This window comes from Bacillus aerius (genome assembly GCF_029894105.1).
In the GTDB taxonomy this organism is placed as follows: domain Bacteria; phylum Bacillota; class Bacilli; order Bacillales; family Bacillaceae; genus Bacillus; species Bacillus altitudinis.
On record NZ_JARYHO010000001.1, the window covers coordinates 257496 to 279759 of the forward strand.

Sequence of the window (22264 nt, forward strand, 5' to 3'; positions counted from 1 at the left end):
GATGGATGTGAATGTCTTTCAGCAAAAGGTAAAGAGTGCGCAGACAGGCGGTCAGCCGATGATTTGTACGCCGCTCATTGGACAAACAAAGGAAGAATTGTTTCTTGAAGTTGAGGTGTTAGCTGAGAAGAAGCCTGATGTGATAGAGTGGCGAGCGGATTTTTTCAATCACCTCAATGACAAGGAACAAGTCATCGACACCCTAAAAGGGATAATCGAAAAGGCAGATAACATCCCATTTTTATTCACCATTCGTTCTGAAAAAGAGGGCGGCGAACGCATCTCACTCTCAGAGGGTGAAAAGGTTTCCCTGCTTGTTGAGCTTTGTGCCACTCAGCTTGTGGCTGCCGTTGATTTTGAATTAATGCATGATGTCTCGCATATCCAGCAAGTCAGTCAGGCGGCTAAGAGAAACGGGGTCATCTTGATTGTGTCGTACCACGATTTCCATCGTACCCCGGAGGCAGATCGGCTTGTGGAGCTATTCACCAATGCAGAATCGGTTGGCGCCGATATCGCAAAGATCGCCGTCATGCCGCATTCCTATGAGGATGCACTGACACTGCTCTCTGCGACGGGCAAGGCGAACAAGCATCTGTCCATCCCCGTTATTTCGATGGCGATGGGGGAATATGGCGCCTTCACAAGAATGGTAGGTGGACTCTTTGGGTCTATCATGACCTTTGCTGTAGGGAAAGAAAGCTCAGCACCTGGACAAGTTGCGATACAGGATTTGAATACCGTTCTATCGATTGTGTTTTCAAAGAATCAGTGAGTAGCAGATTCATAGCTGCACCGTGAGAGGAGAGAAACATGAAGAAGAATATATCTACACAGGTCATTCAGTATTTAGAAAATCGAGGAGTTGAGCATATCTTCGGTCTGTGCGGTCATACGAATATTGCTTTTTTATCAGCGCTAGAAAAAAGCCGTATTCAATTTGTGAATGTCAGACATGAACAGATAGCTGCGCATGCAGCAGACGGTTATGCACGAGCGAAAAAACAGACGGCTGTTGTGCTCAGTCACTTAGGTCCTGGACTCACCAATGCGGCAACAGGCGTAGCGAATGCTGCACTCGATTCCATTCCAATGGTTGTTATTGCAGGAGATGTTCCAAGTCATTACTACGGAAAGCACCCACACCAAGAAATCAATCTTCATTCCGATGCTTCTCAATACGAAATTTATCGCCCGTTTGTGAAAAGAGCATGGCGAGTCGACATTCCAGAATTATTTCCAGAAATTCTATCAAAAGCGTTTCAGTTAGCTGAAAGCGGCCGCCCTGGGCCAGTCCTGATTTCAGTTCCGATGGATGTGTTCTCAAAAGACTTAGATGTGTCGTTATTTGAACAAATCGCTCATCATACACACACCGTTGAAAAACCATCTATTGATGATCAAACAGCGAATCGGATATTAGATCGATTGCTGCAGGCAGACAAACCGCTCTTATATGTAGGGGGAGGCATTTTACTAGCCGATGCAGCAGAAGAGTTAAAGGCATTTTCTGACCATTTGAGTATCCCTGTTGCCCATTCTTTGATGGGGAAAGGGGCGATGCCAGATGATCATCCAATGACCCTTGGGATGACAGGGTTTTGGGGGACGAAATTTATCAATGATCAGTGTAAAGCAGCGGACTATATATTGGCTTTAGGCACCCGTTTTGCTGAAGCAGATGCGAGTTCGTGGGAATCGGAGTATACGTTCAATTTCCAATCAACCAAGCTCATTCATATTGACATTGATCCGAATGAAATTGGCCGAAATTATCCTGTGGAAATTGGAGCGGTAGCAGATCTCAAACAGGCACTGACCGTACTCAATCGTGTGGCGAAAGAAAGGCTGCCAGAAGGTCTGGATCGCCCTCAATTGAAAAAGGACATTGCGGTATATCGTGAGGAATTTCAGAAGAGCAATTTGACGAATATTCAAGACGAGTCTTTCCCAATGAAACCACAACGTATTTTGCAGGAAGTGCGGGAAGTATTGCCGCCTGATGCCTTCATTACAACCGATGTTGGCTGGAATAAAAATGGGGTCGGACAGCAATTTCCTGTATTCACCCCAGGCACTATTTTAACCCCAGGTGGTTTTGCGACGATGGGATTTGGCGCTCCTGCTGCACTTGGAGCAAAGATTGCCCAGCCTGACCGTGTCGTTGTATCACTTGTCGGGGACGGCGGATTCGGTCAAAATCCATCTGTTCTCGCAACAGCTATGGAAGAAAACATTCCTGTCGTGTGGATTGTGATGAACAACAGTGCGTTTGGGACGATCGCCGGCTTGCAAATGGCACACTATGAAACGACTTACGGTACTGTTTTTAGAAAAGATGGAGAAAGCTATTCGCCTGATTTTGCAGCCATTGCAAGAGGTTATGGGATGAAGGGGATCAAAATTACGGCGGCTTCTGAATTCAAAGAAGCTTTGGCTGAAGCGATCGCTTCTCAGGAACCATGTGTCATTGATGTAGCGATGAAAAATGATCCTGTGCCTACTGATGGACATTGGAACATTAATGATATTTATTCACCAAATACAAAACGTTCACATGTCAGTGTGAACTAAACATGACTAGGGAGGAATCAACAATGAAAATTAAAGTATTAAATCCATTTCAAGACGGTCATCCATTATGGTTAGGTTTAGATCATCCAGAAGACAACATGATTCGGAAGGTGTTTCAAACGATCACACCAGATACCGTTGGATCAGAGCATATGATGGCAGGTCTCACTATTTTTGAGCCGGGAGAAGCAAGCTCAGTACACAATCACCCGGGTTCAGAGGAATTTGATTATGTGATTAAAGGGTCTGGCGAAGTCATTTGCGATGGAGAAAGACAATCATTTAAACAAAATGACTTTATGTTTATTCCAGACGGTGTCCCGCATCAGCATGTGAACACAGGGGACGAACCTTTATGGCTGATTTGGCTCTATACACCGCAAGGGCAGCTTCCGAAGGACTAAAGAAACCTTGCACGAGAGAAAGAAGAAAAGGGGCTAAAATAGAAAGCATTTTAGCCCTTTATCAATTGAACGAAAGGGAGTCAAGCAATGAATAAGAATACACCACTTGAAGGAATCAAAATATTAGATGTTTCTACGATGATTGCTGCACCATACGGCGCGGTGCTTCTAGGAGATTTCGGTGCAGAGGTCATTAAAGTCGAGATTCCTGGAAAAGGGGATACACTGCGGCATGTTGGCCCTTTTGCAGATGGTGAACCTTTGAGATGGTCAGGGCTTTCAAGGAATAAGAAATCTCTTACACTCGATTTACACAAAGAAGAAGCAAAAGACATTTTTAAAAAGCTTGCAGCGCAGGTTGATGTGATCATTGAAAATTTTCGTCCGGGCACACTTGAAAAATGGGACGTTGGGTACGATGTATTAAAAGAAATCAACCCTCGTTTAATTATGATTCGTGTTTCGGGTTATGGGCAAACCGGTCCATTTAAGGACAAGGCGGGATTTGGTACACCTGCGACGGCATTTAGCGGCTTTACATATATTCAAGGGTTTCCAGATCGGCATCCAGTCAGCCCGTCCTTTTCCCTTACGGATTATATCGCAGGAATCTATGTGGCGTTTGCCACTGTGACAGCGATGTATTACCGTGACACACATCCAGAAGGAACAGGGCAAATGGTGGATTTGGCTCTCTATGAATCTGTGTTCCGCATGTTAGAATTTTTGGTTGCTGAATATGACAAGCTAGGGAAGGTGCGTGAGCGTTCACCAGGGTTAAGCGGTCATTCAAGCCCTGCCGGCACCTATGAGACAAAGGATGGGCATTATTTGGTTCTTGTGACGAGTACAGATTCGACCTTTAATCGATTGGCAGAGGCGATGAATCGCTTAGATTTACTAGAGAACGAGAAATTCTCTGTGAATGCAGCCAGGCTGAAGCATAACGATGAAATGGATGCGATCGTCTCGCAGTGGATTGCGTCCAAAACAAGAGATGACGTCTTAGACATTCTAGATACACATGGTGTGCCTGTGAGTCCGATTCTAAGCATTCGGGATATCTTTGAGCATCCGCAATTTAAAGCACGAGAAAATATTGTCGAGGTGCATCATCCGCGTCTTGGAAAAGTGAAGGTGCCTGGAATCATTCCGAAGTTTGAAAAAACCCCCGGTCGTATTCGCCATATTGCGCCTGATTTAGGTGAACATAATTATGACATTTTAACGAAAATGCTTGGCTTCACAGAAGAAGAGTGTAAACAGTTAGAAGAAAAAGGGGTCATTTAAGACACTCAACCGATCCGCACGCTGCGGAAACAAAGGAGGATGGTTATGAAAGTGCATTCAGAACTGAAGGGGAACGACTTGCGACCTGCTTATGCGAAACCAACAAAAGCTCGTTTCGGCATCTTGATTCTGTTGTTTTTTATTACCGCTATTAACTATATTGATCGAGCCAGTGTATCCATTGTTGCACCTGCGATTCAGTCTTCATTGCAATTGAACCCTGCCTTATTAGGCCTCATCTTTTCAGCATTTAGCTGGACCTATACAGCCATGCAGATCCCTGGCGGCTTTATTCTTGATAAGTTTGGATCAAAGGTAACGTATGGAATATCACTCATTACTTGGTCTATTTTCACCGGTTTACAGGCGTTTGCGAACAGCTTTGCCTTCTTATTTGGCTGCCGTTTGTTTATCGGAATTACAGAATCTCCCGCATTTCCTGCGAATAATCGCATTGTGACCACATGGTTTCCAAGGCGGGAACGCGCATTTGCAACAGGGGTTTATACCGCTGGAGAGTACGTGGGGCTTGCATTTGCGACACCTCTTCTTTTTTGGATCATGACAACTTTCGATTGGAGAACCGTCTTTATCACTGCTGGTGCGCTCGGTATTATATTTGCTTTCTTTTGGTACAAGTATTATCACGAGCCGAAAGAGCATCCGAAGATCAATGAAGATGAATTAGAATTGATCCGTCAAGGCGAAGGACTGACTGTGGCATCACAGGAGAAACTGAAATGGGCAGACTTTGCCGCACTTTTAAAATATCGTAAATTGATTGGACTCTATATTGGTCAATTTTCTGTTGCGTCTACCCTCTTTTTCTTTTTAACATGGTTTCCGACCTATTTAGCAGAGGCGAAAAATATGGCCTTTCTCAAAGTGGGTTTTGCGGCATCCCTGCCATACATCGCTGCATTCTTTGGAGTGCTGTTTGGAGGCTATGTGTCTGACTGGTTGCTTAAAAAGGGTGTATCGGTCAATGTAGCGAGAAAGCTACCGGTTGTGGTCGGTCTGCTTCTGACAAGTACCATTGTTTTAGCGAATTTTACAACGAATATCCCGCTTGTGCTGACTATTTTATCCATTGCGTCCTTTGCACAAGGGCTGTCTAATATCTCCTGGACCATGCTGTCTGAGGTGGCACCAAGAGAAATGGTAGGGCTGGCTGGCGGCGTATTCAACTTTTTTGCTAACTTATCCGGCATCATCACCCCGCTGATTATCGGATTCATTGTATCGGCGACAGGCTCTTACAACGGCGGTATTTTATTCGTCAGCCTAGTGGCATTAGGCGGAGCGTTGTCGTATATCTTTATTGTGGGTAAGATTGAACGGATTCAATTAAAATAATAGAGAGCAGAAAAAGAGAACTCATTGGGTTCTCAGGCTGTCGAGAAAATCTCGACAGCTTTATTTTTTCCCTTAAATTTTCCACTACCCCATTTTATAATAGAGAAAAGCATACTAAAGGAAGGTGTTTTTCTCATGTTCCACACTAGAAATTCTTCTCAGCACGAAGCCGAATTTGTATTACTAGATCAACTGGTCGAAGAGGATCACCTGCTTCGTAAAATTGATCAGTACATTGATTTTTCATTTATCGTAGATAAAGTAAGACCGTATTATAGCGAGAATAAAGGTCGTCCTTCTCTTGATCCACTTATTTTGTTCAAAATGATGTTTATCGGATACCTGTACGGTATCCGTTCTGAAAGACAACTTGAAAAAGAAATTTACTATAACATGGCGTATAGATGGTTTTTAGGTTTGAACATCAATGACCCCGTTCCTCATCACTCGACCATTAGCTGGAATCGTCGTACTCGATTCAAAGATACAACGATTTTTCAAGACATTTTCGACGAGATTGTGCTTCAAGCTATCAATCATGATATGGTAGGAGGCCGCGTTCTTTTTACTGTTTCAACTCATCTTAAAGCCAATGCCAATAAACATAAATATATGAGAAAAACGATTGAACAAGATACCCAGAACTATATAAATGATTTAGAAGAAGCGATCCAAGAAGATCGGGTGGCACACGGAAAAAAGCCCTTAAAGGTAAAAGAGGAGGTGAAAACGGAAAAAGACATTCGTCAAAGTACGACTGATCCTGAAAGTGGCTATCTTTATCGTGAAAACAAACCGGAAGGCTTTTTCTACCTAGACCACCGTACAACGGATATGAAGTACAATATCATCACGGATGCCCACATCACGCCCGGTAATGTCCATGATTCTGTTCCGTATCTTGATCGGTTGGATCACCAAATCGCACGATTTGGTTTTCAAGTAGAAGCTGTTGCCCTTGATTCTGGTTATTTGACGACCCCAATCTGTAAAGGTTTATCAGATCGCCGTATTTTTGGTGTCATCGCACATAGACGCTTTCATCCAACAAGAGGTTTATTTGAGAAGTGGAAATTCAAGTATGACTCTGAACATGATCATTACATATGCCCAAATGGTGAGAAGCTATTATATACAACAACTGATCGAAAGGGTTATCGATTCTACAAATCAGATCCTAAAAAATGTGCATCGTGTTCTTTCCTTGAAAGATGCACAAGGTCGAAAAATCATCAAAAAGTCATCTCAAGACACATATGGGAAGAACATAAAGAAAAGATCAGACAAAATCGTCTATCTGTCTCTGGAAAAGAGCTATATAAAAAAAGAAAAGAAAAAATAGAGCGAAGCTTTGCAGATTCAAAACAACTGCACGGGCTTCGCTACTGCCGGTTGAGGGGAAAACAAAATGTGAGTGAGCAAGTTCTTCTCACAGCTGCCTGTCAGAACATGAAGAAGATTGCCACACATCTAGCGAAGCTAGGTTAGGTGTGTGGGAGGCCTTTTTCATTCAATCTCATCCATCATCATTACGATGAAAATAAAAAAGATTGTAGAAAAACATGAGTTTCTCTACAATCTGAGAACTCATTGGGTTCTCTTTTTCTATGAATAAAAGATGACGGTGATGATCGTTGCACATGCGATACCCATGCTGATATAAAAACCAGCAAACCAGATATTCCATCGAGTGATTCGGTAAGGGTTGACCTTCATCAAATCGGCTAATAGGGAGACAGATACATTATATGGGCTAAACATGACCGTTGAGGTTCCAGCGATAATGAGCATGATTGCGATGGGAAGGGCAGGCAGTTCATGAATGACAGGTGCCATCAAGCTCACTAAGAGAGCAAGCGAAACGAGCGGGTGAAAACCGCAAAGAGCGGTGATGAGAAAATACAGCCCGATGACCCCATAAACCCAAATGGCATGATCTGATATACTGACGATAAATGCTTGAATCGGCTGCAGGCTGTTTGTGACAAGCAGCATATCGACAAAGAAGCCCGCGCTTAAAAATAGACACATATAATTGGAGAGCTGGCGGGTCCGTTCTTTCCAATGGGGAATAGAGACGGCTACATATTGTTTTCGTTTTTTGATGATAGACGAGAATAATAGAGCGAAAGGAATAATCGTCAGCACAACAGCGAACAGATAACCTTTCCCAATCCAGGCGTCAACAAGCGAAACGACTGTCATAAAACTGAGCAGCATGAAAGCAAGCTGAAGGGTTTTTCTCTTGATGCGATGAGGGTTGGAGTGAGCTTCTGCCGGCTGGATGATATGCGGCAATCGTTTGCTTTGACGAGAAAACAGCAACCAATCCGTCAACAGCACAAGCACCATTAAACAAAAGGTAACGGGTGCAATCTGATAATATTTCAATTTGGTTGCATCAATGGTAACACTCACCAGTACTTCGACAGGACTCCAGCTAAGACATAGCGCATATGACCTTAAAAGATTGCGCGTATAAAGGTGCTGTTTGACTTGTTCCTGAAGGGCGTTCAGCGACGGTTTCAAGGATGTATATAATAAGGGAATCGTTGCGATATTTAAAAACATGCCAAGAACATGAGTGACAAATGAACTCTTGCGATAAAGCTGATTTGTACTTGTTGTATGTAAGGTAAGCAGTTTATTTAATTGAGTATCGAAATGTCCAACATGTATGAGAGAATGAATAAATGGCAACATGAAAAATAAAGAGAGTAAGCCTAGCATGGAATGAAAATGAAGAAAAAGCGTATGCAAAGGCTGTTCTGACCAGAAAAATAACACCAATCCAATCAAGAGAAACATAGCACCCGTTTTCAAATAAAGCCCATTGGCCTTCTTAAAGGAAATGGTGAGCGAAGCAGCCGCCAGCAGACCAACCAAATAGGAGAGAATGGGAGCAGGGAATAGTTGATGAACGATGTATAAGCTAATAAGAAGTGTGAAAATGAGCAGGTAGATCATGATATCTCCTCCATCAAAACATCTATCGGTTTTATTCCGTACAGTGGAATTTGTTTTCTTTTAATGGAACATTTAAAATGGATTATAGCAAAATTGGTTAATCATGTCGATAAGAAATCAAAGGGGAAAAGGAGAAAGTGAACATGGCTGATAAAAAGTCAAAAGAAGAATCAGGATTGCGTACCGTTCAGCGCGCTTTGGATATTCTTTCTTGCTTTAGCGAAGAACGTCAAGAGTTGACGCTAACGGACATATCAAAAGAGATGAACTTAGCAATGTCTACCACAACGAGACTGCTCAAGGCACTTGAAATGAATCATTTTGTGGAAAAGAACCAAGAGACAATGAAGTACCGGCTCGGTCAAAGACTTTATCTTCTCGGTTATATTGCTGGGAAGTCCATCAAATTGAGGGAACTGGCAAAACCGCTCATGTACACACTTCGTGATGAAACAAAGGAAACTGTCAACCTGTATGTGCTCGATCACAAAAGCAGGGTATGTATTGAACAAGCCGAAGGGCTGCAATCGATTCGGCATCTTGTGAAAATCGGTGAGAAGCTGCCGTTATACGCTGGTGCTGGTGGAAAGGTGTTGCTTGCTTTCCAAAGCGAAGAGTTTCAACAGCAAGTTTTCGCGTCTGAGGCTGATCACATGACGATGGAGGAATGGCAAAAAGAATGTCGTCATATTCTTGAAACGCATACCGCTTGCAGTATTGATGAACGGGAAGTCGGATCGGCGGCAGTGGCGGCACCAATCTTTAACATTCATGGGGAGGTGCAGGCATGTTTATCCATATCTGGACCGACCCAACGATTTACTGAAGATGTCATCCCTCAATTGCAGCAAAAAGTGAAAGAGCATGCCGAGAAGCTCTCCGAACAGCTCGGTTACGTCGTCAAACACAATTTTTAAGAATGCCTATCTTTTCTCAGTCCATTTATCATATAATAGAAACATTATGTAGCATTCCTTGTCGTAAGGAGGACGTGTCACGAACATGAAAAACAATAGAGAGATTCCTGTGAGACAGCGAAATATTGTCCTCATTGGCTTTATGGGCGTTGGGAAAACAACCATTGGGCAGCTGGTTGCCAAAAAGTTATATAGAGATTTTATTGATGTTGATCAGGAGATTGAGAAAAAGTACAACATGACGATTCCAGAAATGTTTCAGCAAAAAGGAGAAGCATTCTTCAGGCAGGCTGAAAAGGACTATATCGTCGATTTATGTGAACATACTCAGCTAAAGATCGTGTCTCTTGGAGGCGGTGCGTTTAAACAGGAAGAAATCAAACGATCTTGCTTAAAGCATTGTACGGTTCTTTTCCTTGACCTATCTTGGGAGAATTGGAAACAGCGGCTGGATATTTTAATTGAAAACCGTCCTGTTCTTCATAACCGCACGCTTGACGAGATGAAAGAGCTGTTTGAAGAGCGCCGGGAAATTTATTCCCTTCATAACTCAAGAGTGGAAACAGATCATCTAGAAGCTGAAGAAGTCGCCAATTATATTGTCGATACACTCAAGCTTGGCTGGGATCTATATTCGAAATAAAAAAGTCTATCCTAAGGGGGTAGACTTTTTCTATTAGATCAGGAGTAGTCAAAGAAATCACAGTCTAAGTTGGATGATGGATGAAAAAAGAAGAAAAGATGTTTTTTCCTTCGTCATTATATCAAAATGTATGCATCCTTTATGTGGTGTGTCTAGCCGTTTGAAAAAAGTGGTGATTAGACTACAACGAGTTCAAGATGATGAGGTTTTTTTGATTGATGTGGGAAACGAAATATATCTCTCATTTTCTTTTTTTGAAAAAATAAAATAGTATCTAAATTCTAATAATCATTTTTTGAATTATTATAATTTTTAAAAATATTGTTGACACCTTCGGTTAGATCATTCTATGATTATTAACGTAAACGCTTACCGTAAACGTTTACTATAACGGATGGGGAGGAATTTGTTGATGAAAAATAAAGAAAAATGGAGCGGTGTATTCCCGGCAGTCTTAATTCCTTTTAAAGATGACTATTCAATTGATGAACCTGCTTTTCGTAAGCTTGTTCGCTGGGTGGCGGAGCACGAAGGGATTAATGGGATCGTTGTCAATGGACATACTGGCGAGATTATGACTTTGCTGCCACATGAACGAGCTGAAGCTGTGCGTATTGCAGCCGACGAATTAAAGGGAGAAATTCCTGTCATTTCTGGGGTTTCTGCTGAAGGGACAATTGAAGCGATCCAGCATGCAAAAGCAGTGGAGGAAGCTGGTGGAGAAGGTATTCTTCTTATGCCGCCACATTCATGGCTGAGATTCGGTATGCAGCCTGAGTCACCTGTCCAATTCTTTCAAGATGTTGCAGAAGCAATTGAAATTTCAATCATCGTCCATCAATATCCAACATGGACAAAAACCTCTTATACAACCAGTCAATTATTAGAAATGTCGGAGATTCCAAACGTTGTCTCATTTAAAATCGGTCAAAGAGACATGGCGCAATATGAAGTCGATGTGCGCGCACTGAAAAAGCATGCACCAGATGTATCATTGCTCACATGTCACGATGAATATTTATTGCCAACATTAGTTCAAGGAATTGATGGGGCGCTTGTAGGTTTCGGCTGTTTTGTCCCAGATTTGATTGCTGAGCTTGTGAAATGTGTGGAAGAACAAGACCTTGTAGCGGCTAATAAAGTGTACGATAGAATCTTTGAATTAAAGCATGCTGTGTATAAAATGGATGAACCTTCATCTACCTCTCATCTGCGAATGAAGGAAGCGATGTTCCAGCGAGGTTTGATCAGCAGTTCGCTTGCGAGGAAGCCAGTATTACCTTTAACTCAAAAGGAAAAAGAAGAGATTCGTCAGGGCCTTCAAAGTGTTGGTTTACTTAAGGAAAACGTTAGTAAATAACAGACCATTGATTTCATGATGAAAGTGAGTCAGGTTATAATAGAGTATAAAACAACAGACTCCCGGAGGTATGAAATGTGTCAGTAAGTATTAAAGATGTCGCATTGAAAGCTGGAGTGTCTATCGCTTCTGTTTCCCGAGTATTAAGTGGCAAACCAGGAGTAGGTGCTCAAACGGCTGAAAGAATTAAACAAGTGATTGATGAATTAGGCTATCGTCCTAATTTAGGAGCTAGAGGGCTCGTTAAAAGAAAGACTGGCAATATTGCTGTCGTGGTTCCTCGTGGTTCATATATTTTGAATAATCCATTTTTTTCGACGATTTTAGATGGGATAGCGAAGGAATTAGATGAGACTGAATTCAATATGTTGATGTCATTTACATCTGTACAGCAGCAGCGATTACTTGAAACGCAGGCTGTAGATGGTGCCATTTTATTTTCTCCAAGAAATGAAGAATTGAGCATGGATTGGTTAAAAAGTTTAGCTATTCCCATTATCGTTGTCGGAAGTTACTTAGAGGATTCTCCATTTCCATGTGTCAGGCCAGATGATGAGGAAGGTGTGTGTCAATCTGTCACGGCCTTATTTGATAAAGGTCATCGAACCATTGGACTGGTCAATGGTCCAATGAGTTCGATGCATAGTGTGAGGTATTACAAGGGGTATGAGCGTACACTGAAAAGTTTAGGATTAACAAAGAACAAAGAGCTTGTGTTTGAGTTAGATGAATTTGATGGGGGAAAAGTAGTAGAAGTGGTTTCTCAATTTCTCCAAGGAAACCAGCACATGACTGGAGTTGTTTGCTCTTCAGATTTTTTGGCGATAGGGGTCATGAAAGCGGCAGATATCGCAAATGTGTCAATACCTCATGATTTGTCTGTCGTTGGTGCTGATGATGTGCCCATTGCAAGTTTTCTAACCCCTTCTTTATCTTCTGTTCATGTTGATTTAGTTGGAATGGGAAGAAAAGCGGTTTCTTTACTAACGCAGTTAGTAGAAGGAGAACAGTTAGAGAAGATGGAACACATCTTCCCGATGTACTATGTAGATCGTGGCACCACGGGAACGCCAAAAAAGAAATGATAGATGCTGAAAACTCATATGATCGCTTTAGAATGTCTCTTCATTTAAAATGTAAGCGATTTCTTTTGTGCTCATCAGCATGTACTTTTGCATCATTTCCTCTATTAAGGAGGAGATATCATGACGTTAGAACTCAGCGGAAATTCAAATTCTCATGATGAGCAAGTTGTTGATAGAGCTTCACAACTATTGACTAGGATGGAAAGTGTACCTTTTTCGAGATGGCATTTAAAACCTCGTATCATTATGGGATCTGCTACCTTTTTTGATGCTTTTGATGCACTATCTTTAGCGTTTGTTCTCCCAGTTCTCATCGGCATGTGGAATTTATCACCTGCTCAAATTGGTCTTCTTATTGGGTCTGGTTATATCGGACAAGCGATTGGTGCTATTTTCTTTGGATGGTTAGCAGAAAGACGTGGCCGTGTATTTAGTGCAAAGTGGACTGTATTTCTCATGTCTATTATGAGTATCGCATGTGTATTTTCAGGTAACTTTATGGCCCTTTTTATTTTTCGGTTTATACAGGGGATTGGAGTAGGAGGAGAAGTGCCGGTAGCGGCCTCATATATCAATGAGTTGTCCCGGGCCCAAGGGAGAGGGAGATTTTTTATGCTTTATGAGATGATTTTTCCATTAGGATTAATGATCTCAGCTCAAATTGGTGCATTTGTTGTACCTAGCTTTGGGTGGAAATGGATGTTCTTGATTGGTGGAATTGGCGGTTTAATCGTCTTTGTCTTCTTTTTCATGTTACGCGAGTCTCCAAGATGGCTTATTTCAAAAGGCAGGTTAGATGAAGCCGAAAGAATCATTGAAGAGATTGAAGCTAGTACAGACAAACGAATGCCTGTTGCAAAGCAAGTGTCCAGCAGCACTGAAAAAGGCGACTGGAAAGAGCTCTTTTCTACTTTTTATCGTAAAAGAACATTGATCGTATGGGGACTATGGTTTTCTGCCTACTTTGTATCGAATGGATTAAATAACTGGTTACCGAGTCTTTATAATACGGTTTACAATTTGCCAGTTGGAGATTCATTAAGGGCAGCCTCTCTCACAAATATTTTACAGACCATAGGGGTATTCGCTTGTGCATTTTTAATCGATAAAGTAGGACGGAAGCGTTGGGCAACCATTGCATTTATCGTAACAGGTGCTTTATTAACGGCTTTATGGATCAGCGGAGCAAATTCTCCAGAAAGCGTTATTTATTTAGGGTCCGCTGCCTACGGAATGATGGGGACAATTACAGTTCTTCTCTATTTATATACACCTGAAATCTATCCAACCCGTATGAGGGTAATTGGTACGGCATTTGCTACAGCGTGGCTTAGGCTGGCCTCAGCGATTGCTCCTATTATGATAGGTTTTATTTTAGAGGTGAGCGGTGTTTCAACTATTTTTATTCTTTTTGCAAGTGTGACTGTAGTGGGAGCAATTCTTGCTTTTAAAATGATCGAAACGAGAGAGAAAGTATTAGAGGATATTGCACCGTAAGTGATGCATGCAGTGAAGAACTTATTCTAAAGAGGGTAGGTTCTTTTTTTATTCAGAGGATTTACGTACACTTTTGAAAAAGCCTAACCTACCTCAGTTCAATTATCTTATAATAGAAACATCATGCAGCACTCCTTGTCACGAACATGAAAAGTAATATCTATCAGATAGTGGAAATGTATATTCATAATATAAAAGTCTACCGGCTAGGGTAGACTTTTTCGATCAGTTTAATGTTTGATCCCTTGAAGCAGTGCAGCTTTTAGGCAAAAGGATGTTGGCTGACGATGTTCGTCGAATTGCAGTTGAAACAGCTGTTTCGTTTCATCGTCTGCAGCATGAAAGTGGGCAACGATTTCCTTTTGAACATTTTCTGGTGTACGTCCTCGTATGATCCAGTCCTGATAATCAATATGCAGATCCCAGTAACGGATATCTTCTTTCGTCAGATGGTTGTCAGCGAAAAGCTCTTTCCATTCTGATAACGAGCTTTCTCGCACATGGGAGGGATCTCTCAGTCTATTTAAATGATTAATAAAGTCATCCTGTGCTTGGTTTTCAGGTGCATAATGATCGACAAGTAGAAATTTGCCGCCTTTCTTTAAGACTCGGCTGATTTCAGACATGGCTGCCGGGAGATGTGGGAAGTGATGGGCAGCAAATCGGCATGTGACCAGATCAAATGATGCATCAGAAAAGGGCAATGCGTCTGCGGATGCCTGCTCAAACGTAATGTGGTTCAGCTGTCGCTCTTCCGCAAGTGCTGTAGCAACCTCGATCATTTTGGGTGTGACATCAATCCCGATTCCTTTAGAGATGACGTCTGAAAAGGAAAAAACGGTATGACCTGCCGCGCAGCCGATATCAAGTAGATGCTCATCGCCCTTTGCCTTCGCCGCCGTTTTCATCCATTCAAGTTCTTTTCCAGCTGCAAAGATGGGTGAATCTCGGTAGTTCTCTGCATTTTGTGAGAATTGTTTCTCGGCTTTTGAATATGGATTCATTCCTTTACCCCCTTTTTGTTGTTTCTTTATCGTAGGGTTCTTCCCGTGATTTGTCTAAGACATAAAAGATATGATATGAATAGTTAAAACCTATGAGGTGAGAGAAGTGGATATACGAATGATGGAATATGTCATGGAAGTGTACCGGCAGCAAAGCTTTACAAAAGCAGCGGAAAAACTTCACATTGCACAGCCCTCGTTAAGTCAGCAAATTAAAAAACTTGAGGAGGAATTAGATACTCCTCTGTTTATTCGGAAGTATGGACAAGTCACTCCTACACCTCAAGGAAACCGATTGATCAAAAGAGCAGAGATCATTTTGAAGGAACGAGATGATTTATTGCGTGAGATGGGGGAAGCTGCTTATGAGGTAGGGAAAGAACTGATGATTGGTGCGCCAGCAGTCACAGGGGGATATGTCCTGCCAAGTTTATTAAAAACCTATTGTCAAACGTATCCGCACGTTCACGTTCATTTGATAGAAGAATCGCCTCGTGAGCTAGAAAGACGTTTACTCGCTGGGAAACTGGATCTGGCGATTCTTTCTCTGCCTGTCGAGCATGAATCATTGAAAACAAAACAAATGCTGACAGAGCCGCTTCTCCTCGCCATTCCGCAAACGGCTCAACCGTGGTTGACGGATGAACTGAATGAAATCATCAATCAAGCGGAACAAGAAGGGTCTGTCCCGTTTCATCTTCTGGAAGATGCCCCATTTATTATGCTGAAAGAGGGATATGGCTTTCGGCAAGTGGTCACGGAACTGTGCCGTCATCATGGCTTTCGGCCGAGGATTGCATTTGAAACAAGTCATATTCAAACAGCTCAGGCATTGGTTGAAAATGAGCTAGGTGTGACGGTGGTGCCGAAAATGGTGGCACAAGAGGAAAGGAAAGCAGTCACTTATTTACACATTGATTCATGCCCAACCCGTACTCTTGTGTTTGCATATGTGGAAGAAAGATATTTAACGAAAGCCGCTCAAGCCTTCATGGACCTTCAACAGAATCAAGGAAAAGCTTAAACAAACGTTTAATTAAACGTAAAAAGCAGGGGAGTCCCCTGCTATTACCTTTTTTCAGCGTGATAGAAAACCTTTGCAGCCCTAGGAAGGACGAGTACCGGCGCGGAGCGAATTTGACATTCGTGAGCACCGGCACGCAGGACTGACACCGAATGCGAGGGTTTGTCTACACGCTGAAAGCAGGGGGCCCCTGCTTTCTAATATAAATCCAGCCGCTGATCTGTCATGACGGGGATTTGTTGTCTCACTTCATCTACGAGCTGAAGATCAATGTTTGCATAATAAATGTCTTCTTCATCATTTGTCTCAAGTAGAATGCGTCCGAGCGGGTCAATCACCATGGAGTGACCAGGGAATTCAGTGTCTCTGCTTGTGCCCGTCCGGTTCACCGCAATCACAAATGACTGATTCTCAATGGCTCTTGCGATGAGCAGACTGCGCCAATGGTCCACTCTTGCTGACGGCCATTGAGCGGTATTAACAAGCACCTTCGCCCCTTTGTTCACGAGCGTCCTAGAAAGCTGAGGGAAGCGGAGGTCATAGCAGATCATCGCACCAATCTTGACATCTTCACCATAGTCAAATAAACCAAGCTGATCACCAGCGGTTAAATAGTTATGCTCATCCATTAAGCGGAATAAATGAATTTTATCATAATCTAACAAAAGCTCACCTTGGCGGTTAAAGACATACATTGTATTGGTGATGTTTTCATCTTCTGTCCTCTTATTTAAAACACTGCCTGCGATGAGATACACTTGGTGCTTGCGGGCAAAGGAAGAGAAGAGTTGTTTTGTTCGCTCGCCATCTGCATCGGCAAGCTCATCCGCTTGCTCTAACGCATATCCGGTATTCCACATTTCAGGTAGAATAATCAAATCAGGCTGTTGGCGGATGGCTTCTTCTAAAAACGCTTCTGCTTTCTGAAAGTTTACATCAGGTTCTCCTATTTGTACGTCCATTTGAATCAGGGCGATGTTCATGTCGGTCTGCCTCCTTTATTCGTTTCATGCAATGAATGGTTCGGGTGATATTGCCTGAAGCATCTAGTCTTTAAGCCAGTTTCTTTATCATAAAGCTTTCCGCCATCTTTGCCAATAGAAATGTCAGAAGGTTTTGTTAAATGACTTTCTCAATCAAGAAATGAGTGGTATGATACTCATAACTAACAAAACAAAGGGGAATAGTATGATATGCAATTGTTCGATTTATCACTAGAAGAGCTAAAAAAATATAAACCAAAGAAAACAGCACGTCCTGATTTCTCAGACTTTTGGAAGAAATCGCTCGAAGAACTGCGCCAAGTGGAGGCAGAGCCAACACTTGAATCTTATGACTATCCAGTGAAAGGCGTCAAGGTGTACCGCCTGACGTATCAAAGCTTTGGACATTCTAAAATTGAAGGCTTTTATGCTGTGCCTGATCAAACTGGTCCGCATCCAGCGCTCGTTCGTTTTCATGGCTATAATGCCAGCTATGACGACGGCATTCATGACATCGTCAACTGGGCGCTGCACGGCTATGCAACATTTGGTATGCTCGTCCGCGGTCAAGGTGGCAGTGAAGACACATCAGTGACGCCAGGCGGGCATGCATTAGGATGGATGACAAAAGGCATTTTATCGAAGGATACGTACTATTATCGAGGCGTTTATCTAGATGCTGTTCGTGCACTTGAAGTCATTCAGTCTTTCCCCGAAGTAGATGAACATCGTATCGGCGTGATCGGTGGAAGTCAGGGGGGGGCGTTAGCGATTGCGGCCGCAGCCCTTTCAGACATTCCAAAAGTCGTTGTGGCAGACTATCCTTACTTATCAAATTTTGAGCGTGCAGTTGATGTTGCCTTGGAGCAGCCTTATTTAGAAATCAATTCTTACTTTCGCAGAAACAGTGATCCAGAAGCTGAAGAAAAGGTATTTGAGACATTAAGTTACTTTGATTTAATCAATTTAGCCGGCTGGGTGAAACAGCCAACATTGATGGCGATCGGTCTGATTGATCAAGTGACACCGCCATCCACCGTGTTTGCGGCATACAATCATTTAGAAACAGATAAAGAGCTGAAAGTGTACCGATATTTTGGGCACGAGTTTATTCCTGCTTTTCAAACAGAGAAGCTGTCCTTTTTACAAAAGCATTTGCTTCTATCAACATAAGAGCATGACAAAGAGCTAAAATGACATTCATTTTAGCTCTTTGTCTTTTTCAGCTATTGGAGCGATCAGCTTAATAACTGGTGTTCTGTCTTGTTTTTTCATCAGGCACTAATGCTGTAACGATCAGGGCAAGGGCTGTGATGATGTGAAGGATGAATCCGAGAATCGGAATCCATGCAAGGCAGGATGTGACAATTCCAATGATACTTCCAATCATTGGTCCCTGGTCTCGCTTCGATAAGACGAGTGTGATAATATGCAGAATAAGCATGACCATGAGCGGTGAATAGCCATTGCTGATAACGAATAGACCTCCGATCACAGGGATAGCAAGGCAAGCTTCAAAAATCCCAGTGATCCATTTCATAATGCGAGATATAGACATCAGATCCAACTCCTTTTTCATATATGTCTTATTCGTATTTTCCCAAAAGGTGAAGAAGTCATGCAGAATTCTATAGAAAGAGTTGATGGACACTTGAGAGAGAGAATTAAGAAAGAGCTGAAAATCATCGAAGAAACGCATGACGTCAAGATTTGTCTTGCCGTTGAATCGGGCAGCAGGGCATGGGGTTTTCCCTCGACCGATAGTGATTATGATGTTCGCTTTTTATATGTTCCCCGGAAAGAATGGTATTGGGCGATGGAAGAGCATCGTGATGTCATAGAACGACCGATTGATGACATGCTTGATATCAGCGGCTGGGAGCTTAGAAAGGCACTGCGCCTATTCAATAAATCAAATCCGTCCATTATGGAATGGCTGTCTTCTGATATCATCTATGCTGAATCTTTCTCTTTGGCAAAGGAGCTAAGAGAATTAAAGGATCGAGCGTTTTACCCTGCGGCTTTGATGTATCATTACCTCAATATGGCGAAGCGGAATGAAAGCCGGCATTTACGAGGAGAGCAGGTGCGAATCAAGAAGTATTTCTATGTACTTCGTCCGCTGCTTGCCTGCCAGTGGATTGAACGTTACCGAACAGTTCCACCAATGGACTTTCATGAATTACTCAAGGAGCTAGTGGAGGAAGGCCCGCTGTTAGCAGAAATTCACGAACTGCTCAAACGTAAAATGGACGGAGAAGAAATGGATGTAGAGAACCGTCTCGCTCATGTCCATCCATTTATTGATCAAGAGCTGGCGCGTTTTTATGAATTGGTGAAAAGCTACAATCAGCCGAAAGACAATCTGATGCAAGAATTAAATGAGCTTTTGCAGTCTACCCTTGATGAGGTGTGGGCGTAGGAGGGGAGAGTCAGCCGGATAGCGGCAGACTCTTTTTTTATCTCCTATTGTGATAAAACCACAAAAAAAGTCAGAATTTTTGTCATCTTCAAATATTGTAGCGGACAGCTCATGAGCCTTACAATAAAGACATAGCTTACAAAGAGTGGGAGGTGCCCTTTATGGAGTCGGTCACAAGAAATTTCTTCTTGTTTTTGTCAAAGAGCAGTCTCTTGAACCATATTGCTCGTAATTGGGGAAGTGCTGTTGCATCAAAGAAAATCATCGGTGGGAAGGATTTTGAGAGCGCTATCCCTGTCATCAAACGGTTAAACGATCAAGGTATGGCCGTAACGGTTGATCACCTCGGTGAGTTTGTCACAAAGGCAGAGATTGCAAATGAGCGGACGAATGAGTGTATTCAAACCATTCAGCGAATTGCAGAGGCGGGACTCAATTCCCACGTGTCACTTAAAATGACATCGCTTGGCTTAGATATTGACGATGATCTCGTGTATCGCAATATGAAAAGCATTTTAGATACGGCAGAGAAACACCGTATTATGGTGACAATTGATATGGAGGATGAACAGCGCTGTCAAAAAACGCTGGACATTTTTAAAGAAATGAAATCTCAATATGAGTATGTCAGTACGGTTTTGCAGGCGTATTTGTACAGAACAGAACAAGATCTTGATGACCTAAATGAGTTGCAACCATTTTTAAGACTTGTAAAGGGTGCCTATAAGGAATCCGCCGAAGTGGCGTATCCAAACAAAAAAGACGTCGATCAGAATTACAAGAAGCTGATCGAAAAGCAATTACTCTCAGGGAACTATACAGCCATTGCGACACATGACGATCAAATGATCGAATTTACGAAATATATTGTGAAAAAACACAATATACAGACAAGTCAGTTCGAATTTCAAATGCTGTATGGCATGAGATCAGAAACGCAGCAAGCACTCGTGAAGGAAGGCTATCAAATGAGGGTCTACACCCCGTATGGACGAGAGTGGTATGGCTACTACATGAGACGTCTTGCAGAACGACCAGCAAACATTGCATTTGCTTTAAAAGGGATGACGAGAAAATAATTTGAAACGGGAGCGTGACAAAGATGACAACACCTTACAAGCATGAACCATTCACGGATTTTAGCCAGGAAGAAAATCGCCAAGCGTTTGAACAAGCATTAGCCAAAGTAACAGAATCACTTGGGCAAACCTATCCGCTTGTGATTAATGGAGAAAGAATCGAAACAACAGACAAGATTGTCTCGATCAATCCGGCGAAGAAGGAAGAAGTCGTGGGTACCGTATCAAAAGCTGGGAAAGAAGAGGCAGAGCAAGCGATTCAAGCTGCGGCAAAAGCGTTTGAAACATGGCGCTACACATCTCCAGAAGAAAGAGCCGGCGTCTTATTCCGCGCTGCGGCAAGCATTCGCCGTAAAAAGCATGAGTATTCAGCCCTTCTCGTAAAAGAAGCAGGGAAGCCTTGGAATGAAGCAGATGCAGATACAGCAGAAGCCATTGATTTCCTAGAGTATTATGCCCGTCAAATGCTAGAGCTTGCGAAAGGCAAACCGGTGAACAGTCGCGAAGGGGAACGCAATCAATATGTGTACACACCAACTGGCGTGACGCTTGTCATTCCACCATGGAACTTCTTGTTTGCGATCATGGCAGGAACAACCGTTGCACCAATCGTCACAGGGAATACAGTTGTATTAAAGCCAGCAAGTGCGACGCCTGTCATTGCTGCCCGCTTTGTAGAAGAACTGGAGCAAGCAGGTCTTCCGAAAGGTGTTGTCAACTTCGTACCAGGTAGCGGAGCAGAAGTTGGAGATTACTTAGTAGATCATCCGAAAACAAGCCTTATTACATTCACTGGATCAAGAGAAGTGGGCACACGTATTTTTGAACGTGCGGCAAAAGTACAGCCAGGACAACAGCATTTAAAGCGTGTCATTGCTGAAATGGGCGGTAAGGATACAGTCGTTGTAGATGAGGATGCAGATGTTGAATTAGCCGCTAACGCCATTTTCACATCAGCCTTCGGGTTCTCAGGTCAAAAATGTTCAGCTGGATCTCGTGCTGTCGTCCACGAGAAGCTGTATGACCAAGTCGTTGAGCGAGTGAAGGAAATCACAGAAACGAAAACAACAGCGAATCCGTTATCAGCTGATGTGTACATGGGACCTGTCATTGATCAAGCTTCCTTTGACAAGATCACGGAATATATCGAGATTGGCAAGCAAGAAGGTCGTCTAGTCACTGGCGGAACAAGTGATGATTCAGAAGGGTACTTCATTCATCCAACCGTGTTTGCAGATCTAGAGCCAACATCTCGTTTAATGCAAGAAGAAATCTTTGGACCTGTCCTAGCTTTCTCAAAAGTCTCAAGCTTTGATGAGGCGCTTGAAGTAGCCAACAACACAGAATACGGGTTAACCGGTGCGGTCATTACAAATAATCGTGATCACATCAACCGTGCGAAGCAGGAGTTCCATGTCGGGAACCTTTACTTTAACCGTAACTGTACGGGAGCGATTGTGGGATACCACCCATTTGGCGGCTTTAAAATGTCAGGAACTGATTCAAAAGCAGGCGGACCAGATTATCTTGCTCTGCACATGCAGGCCAAAACGATTAGCGAAATGTTTTAATATGGAAAAGCATGAACTCGTGCAGGCGAGTTCATGCTTTTTTTACCTGTCTACGACTTGTTTCTATACAAATATGACTGGAAAGAAG

Annotated in this window: 20 protein-coding genes; 16 read left to right on the forward strand and 4 right to left on the reverse strand. The window is 42.7% G+C overall.

Annotated features, from left to right (window positions below; genetic code table 11):
• The first annotated feature begins 1 nt into the window (after window position 1).
• The 6 genes from aroD to M2353_RS01425 all read left to right on the forward strand — a co-directional run bounded on the left by aroD (window position 2) and on the right by M2353_RS01425 (window position 7112).
• On the forward strand, window positions 2–775 hold the full coding sequence (gene aroD, locus M2353_RS01400; RefSeq protein WP_284724791.1) for a type I 3-dehydroquinate dehydratase: 774 nt from the start codon (window positions 2–4) through the stop codon (window positions 773–775).
• A gap of 38 nt (window positions 776–813) precedes the next feature.
• On the forward strand, window positions 814–2574 hold the full coding sequence (locus M2353_RS01405) for a thiamine pyrophosphate-binding protein (protein WP_047945860.1): 1761 nt from the start codon (window positions 814–816) through the stop codon (window positions 2572–2574).
• Between the two features lie 23 nt (window positions 2575–2597).
• A complete protein-coding gene (locus M2353_RS01410) occupies window positions 2598–2978 on the forward strand; it encodes a cupin domain-containing protein (RefSeq protein ID WP_284724792.1) in 381 nt (126 codons plus the stop codon).
• Between the two features lie 87 nt (window positions 2979–3065).
• A complete protein-coding gene (locus M2353_RS01415) occupies window positions 3066–4268 on the forward strand; it encodes a CaiB/BaiF CoA transferase family protein (RefSeq protein ID WP_017366576.1) in 1203 nt (400 codons plus the stop codon).
• A 45-nt stretch (window positions 4269–4313) separates the two neighbouring features.
• A complete protein-coding gene (locus M2353_RS01420; RefSeq protein ID WP_008342087.1) occupies window positions 4314–5624 on the forward strand; it encodes an MFS transporter in 1311 nt (436 codons plus the stop codon).
• Between the two features lie 135 nt (window positions 5625–5759).
• Window positions 5760–7112, forward strand: coding sequence for an IS1182 family transposase (locus tag M2353_RS01425; RefSeq protein ID WP_284724793.1), 1353 nt, complete (start codon window positions 5760–5762; stop codon window positions 7110–7112).
• A 117-nt stretch (window positions 7113–7229) separates the two neighbouring features.
• On the opposite strand, the gene M2353_RS01430 is transcribed toward M2353_RS01425, so the two are convergent.
• Complete coding sequence (locus tag M2353_RS01430) at window positions 7230–8591, reverse strand: hypothetical protein (protein ID WP_017358565.1); 1362 nt, start codon at window positions 8589–8591, stop codon at window positions 7230–7232.
• 143 nt (window positions 8592–8734) lie between these two features.
• On the opposite strand from M2353_RS01430, the gene M2353_RS01435 reads away from it, so the two are divergent.
• The 5 genes from M2353_RS01435 (at window position 8735) to M2353_RS01455 (ending at window position 14093) form a co-directional block, all read left to right on the forward strand.
• A complete protein-coding gene (locus tag M2353_RS01435; RefSeq protein WP_017366579.1) occupies window positions 8735–9508 on the forward strand; it encodes an IclR family transcriptional regulator in 774 nt (257 codons plus the stop codon).
• A gap of 85 nt (window positions 9509–9593) precedes the next feature.
• A complete protein-coding gene (locus M2353_RS01440) occupies window positions 9594–10151 on the forward strand; it encodes a shikimate kinase (RefSeq protein ID WP_007498270.1) in 558 nt (185 codons plus the stop codon).
• A gap of 412 nt (window positions 10152–10563) precedes the next feature.
• Entirely contained in the window at window positions 10564–11511 is a 948-nt protein-coding gene (locus tag M2353_RS01445) for a dihydrodipicolinate synthase family protein (protein WP_284724794.1), read from the forward strand.
• Window positions 11512–11588: 77 nt separating this feature from the next.
• A complete protein-coding gene (locus tag M2353_RS01450; protein WP_284724795.1) occupies window positions 11589–12596 on the forward strand; it encodes a LacI family DNA-binding transcriptional regulator in 1008 nt (335 codons plus the stop codon).
• Window positions 12597–12716: 120 nt separating this feature from the next.
• The gene (locus M2353_RS01455) at window positions 12717–14093 is read left to right on the forward strand and encodes an MFS transporter (RefSeq protein ID WP_024718969.1); all 1377 of its coding nucleotides are present in this window, start codon (window positions 12717–12719) and stop codon (window positions 14091–14093) included.
• Between the two features lie 230 nt (window positions 14094–14323).
• Here M2353_RS01455 and M2353_RS01460 read toward each other — a convergent pair whose 3' ends face one another.
• Window positions 14324–15097 carry a class I SAM-dependent methyltransferase gene (locus M2353_RS01460; protein WP_284724796.1) on the reverse strand — a complete coding sequence of 258 codons (774 nt, stop codon included), beginning with the start codon at window positions 15095–15097 and terminating at the stop codon, window positions 14324–14326.
• Window positions 15098–15215: 118 nt separating this feature from the next.
• Between M2353_RS01460 and M2353_RS01465 the strand changes: the two genes are divergently transcribed.
• Complete coding sequence (locus M2353_RS01465) at window positions 15216–16121, forward strand: LysR family transcriptional regulator (protein WP_282747381.1); 906 nt, start codon at window positions 15216–15218, stop codon at window positions 16119–16121.
• A 197-nt stretch (window positions 16122–16318) separates the two neighbouring features.
• Here M2353_RS01465 and M2353_RS01470 read toward each other — a convergent pair whose 3' ends face one another.
• On the reverse strand, window positions 16319–17104 hold the full coding sequence (locus M2353_RS01470; protein ID WP_144679667.1) for a carbon-nitrogen family hydrolase: 786 nt from the start codon (window positions 17102–17104) through the stop codon (window positions 16319–16321).
• 210 nt (window positions 17105–17314) lie between these two features.
• Here M2353_RS01470 and M2353_RS01475 point away from each other — a divergent pair, with 210 nt between their 5' ends.
• Window positions 17315–18277, forward strand: a complete 963-nt coding sequence (locus tag M2353_RS01475; RefSeq protein ID WP_098680996.1) for an acetylxylan esterase — start codon at window positions 17315–17317, stop codon at window positions 18275–18277.
• Between the two features lie 70 nt (window positions 18278–18347).
• On the opposite strand, the gene M2353_RS01480 is transcribed toward M2353_RS01475, so the two are convergent.
• Window positions 18348–18662, reverse strand: a complete 315-nt coding sequence (locus tag M2353_RS01480; protein ID WP_008342068.1) for a hypothetical protein — start codon at window positions 18660–18662, stop codon at window positions 18348–18350.
• Between the two features lie 60 nt (window positions 18663–18722).
• Here M2353_RS01480 and M2353_RS01485 point away from each other — a divergent pair, with 60 nt between their 5' ends.
• The 3 genes from M2353_RS01485 (at window position 18723) to pruA (ending at window position 22176) form a co-directional block, all read left to right on the forward strand.
• Window positions 18723–19526, forward strand: a complete 804-nt coding sequence (locus tag M2353_RS01485; RefSeq protein WP_284724797.1) for a nucleotidyltransferase domain-containing protein — start codon at window positions 18723–18725, stop codon at window positions 19524–19526.
• 161 nt (window positions 19527–19687) lie between these two features.
• On the forward strand, window positions 19688–20605 hold the full coding sequence (locus M2353_RS01490) for a proline dehydrogenase family protein (RefSeq protein WP_256688987.1): 918 nt from the start codon (window positions 19688–19690) through the stop codon (window positions 20603–20605).
• Between the two features lie 23 nt (window positions 20606–20628).
• Window positions 20629–22176 carry an L-glutamate gamma-semialdehyde dehydrogenase gene (gene pruA, locus M2353_RS01495; protein WP_007498254.1) on the forward strand — a complete coding sequence of 516 codons (1548 nt, stop codon included), beginning with the start codon at window positions 20629–20631 and terminating at the stop codon, window positions 22174–22176.
• Window positions 22177–22264 lie beyond the last annotated feature (88 nt).

Excerpts from the sequence above, each read along its gene's own strand:
- aroD (WP_284724791.1), top strand. The coding sequence starts at position 2 with ATGGATGTGAATGTCTTTCAGCAAAAGGTAAAGAGTGCGCAGACAGGC.
- M2353_RS01405 (WP_047945860.1), top strand. The coding sequence starts at position 814 with ATGAAGAAGAATATATCTACACAGGTCATTCAGTATTTAGAAAATCGA.
- M2353_RS01410 (WP_284724792.1), top strand. The coding sequence starts at position 2,598 with ATGAAAATTAAAGTATTAAATCCATTTCAAGACGGTCATCCATTATGG.
- M2353_RS01415 (WP_017366576.1), top strand. The coding sequence starts at position 3,066 with ATGAATAAGAATACACCACTTGAAGGAATCAAAATATTAGATGTTTCT.
- M2353_RS01420 (WP_008342087.1), top strand. The coding sequence starts at position 4,314 with ATGAAAGTGCATTCAGAACTGAAGGGGAACGACTTGCGACCTGCTTAT.
- M2353_RS01425 (WP_284724793.1), top strand. The coding sequence starts at position 5,760 with ATGTTCCACACTAGAAATTCTTCTCAGCACGAAGCCGAATTTGTATTA.
- M2353_RS01430 (WP_017358565.1), bottom strand. The coding sequence starts at position 8,591 with ATGATCTACCTGCTCATTTTCACACTTCTTATTAGCTTATACATCGTT.
- M2353_RS01435 (WP_017366579.1), top strand. The coding sequence starts at position 8,735 with ATGGCTGATAAAAAGTCAAAAGAAGAATCAGGATTGCGTACCGTTCAG.
- M2353_RS01440 (WP_007498270.1), top strand. The coding sequence starts at position 9,594 with ATGAAAAACAATAGAGAGATTCCTGTGAGACAGCGAAATATTGTCCTC.
- M2353_RS01445 (WP_284724794.1), top strand. The coding sequence starts at position 10,564 with ATGAAAAATAAAGAAAAATGGAGCGGTGTATTCCCGGCAGTCTTAATT.
- M2353_RS01455 (WP_024718969.1), top strand. The coding sequence starts at position 12,717 with ATGACGTTAGAACTCAGCGGAAATTCAAATTCTCATGATGAGCAAGTT.
- M2353_RS01460 (WP_284724796.1), bottom strand. The coding sequence starts at position 15,097 with ATGAATCCATATTCAAAAGCCGAGAAACAATTCTCACAAAATGCAGAG.
- M2353_RS01465 (WP_282747381.1), top strand. The coding sequence starts at position 15,216 with ATGATGGAATATGTCATGGAAGTGTACCGGCAGCAAAGCTTTACAAAA.
- M2353_RS01470 (WP_144679667.1), bottom strand. The coding sequence starts at position 17,104 with ATGAACATCGCCCTGATTCAAATGGACGTACAAATAGGAGAACCTGAT.
- M2353_RS01475 (WP_098680996.1), top strand. The coding sequence starts at position 17,315 with ATGCAATTGTTCGATTTATCACTAGAAGAGCTAAAAAAATATAAACCA.
- M2353_RS01480 (WP_008342068.1), bottom strand. The coding sequence starts at position 18,662 with ATGTCTATATCTCGCATTATGAAATGGATCACTGGGATTTTTGAAGCT.
- M2353_RS01485 (WP_284724797.1), top strand. The coding sequence starts at position 18,723 with ATGCAGAATTCTATAGAAAGAGTTGATGGACACTTGAGAGAGAGAATT.
- M2353_RS01490 (WP_256688987.1), top strand. The coding sequence starts at position 19,688 with ATGGAGTCGGTCACAAGAAATTTCTTCTTGTTTTTGTCAAAGAGCAGT.
- pruA (WP_007498254.1), top strand. The coding sequence starts at position 20,629 with ATGACAACACCTTACAAGCATGAACCATTCACGGATTTTAGCCAGGAA.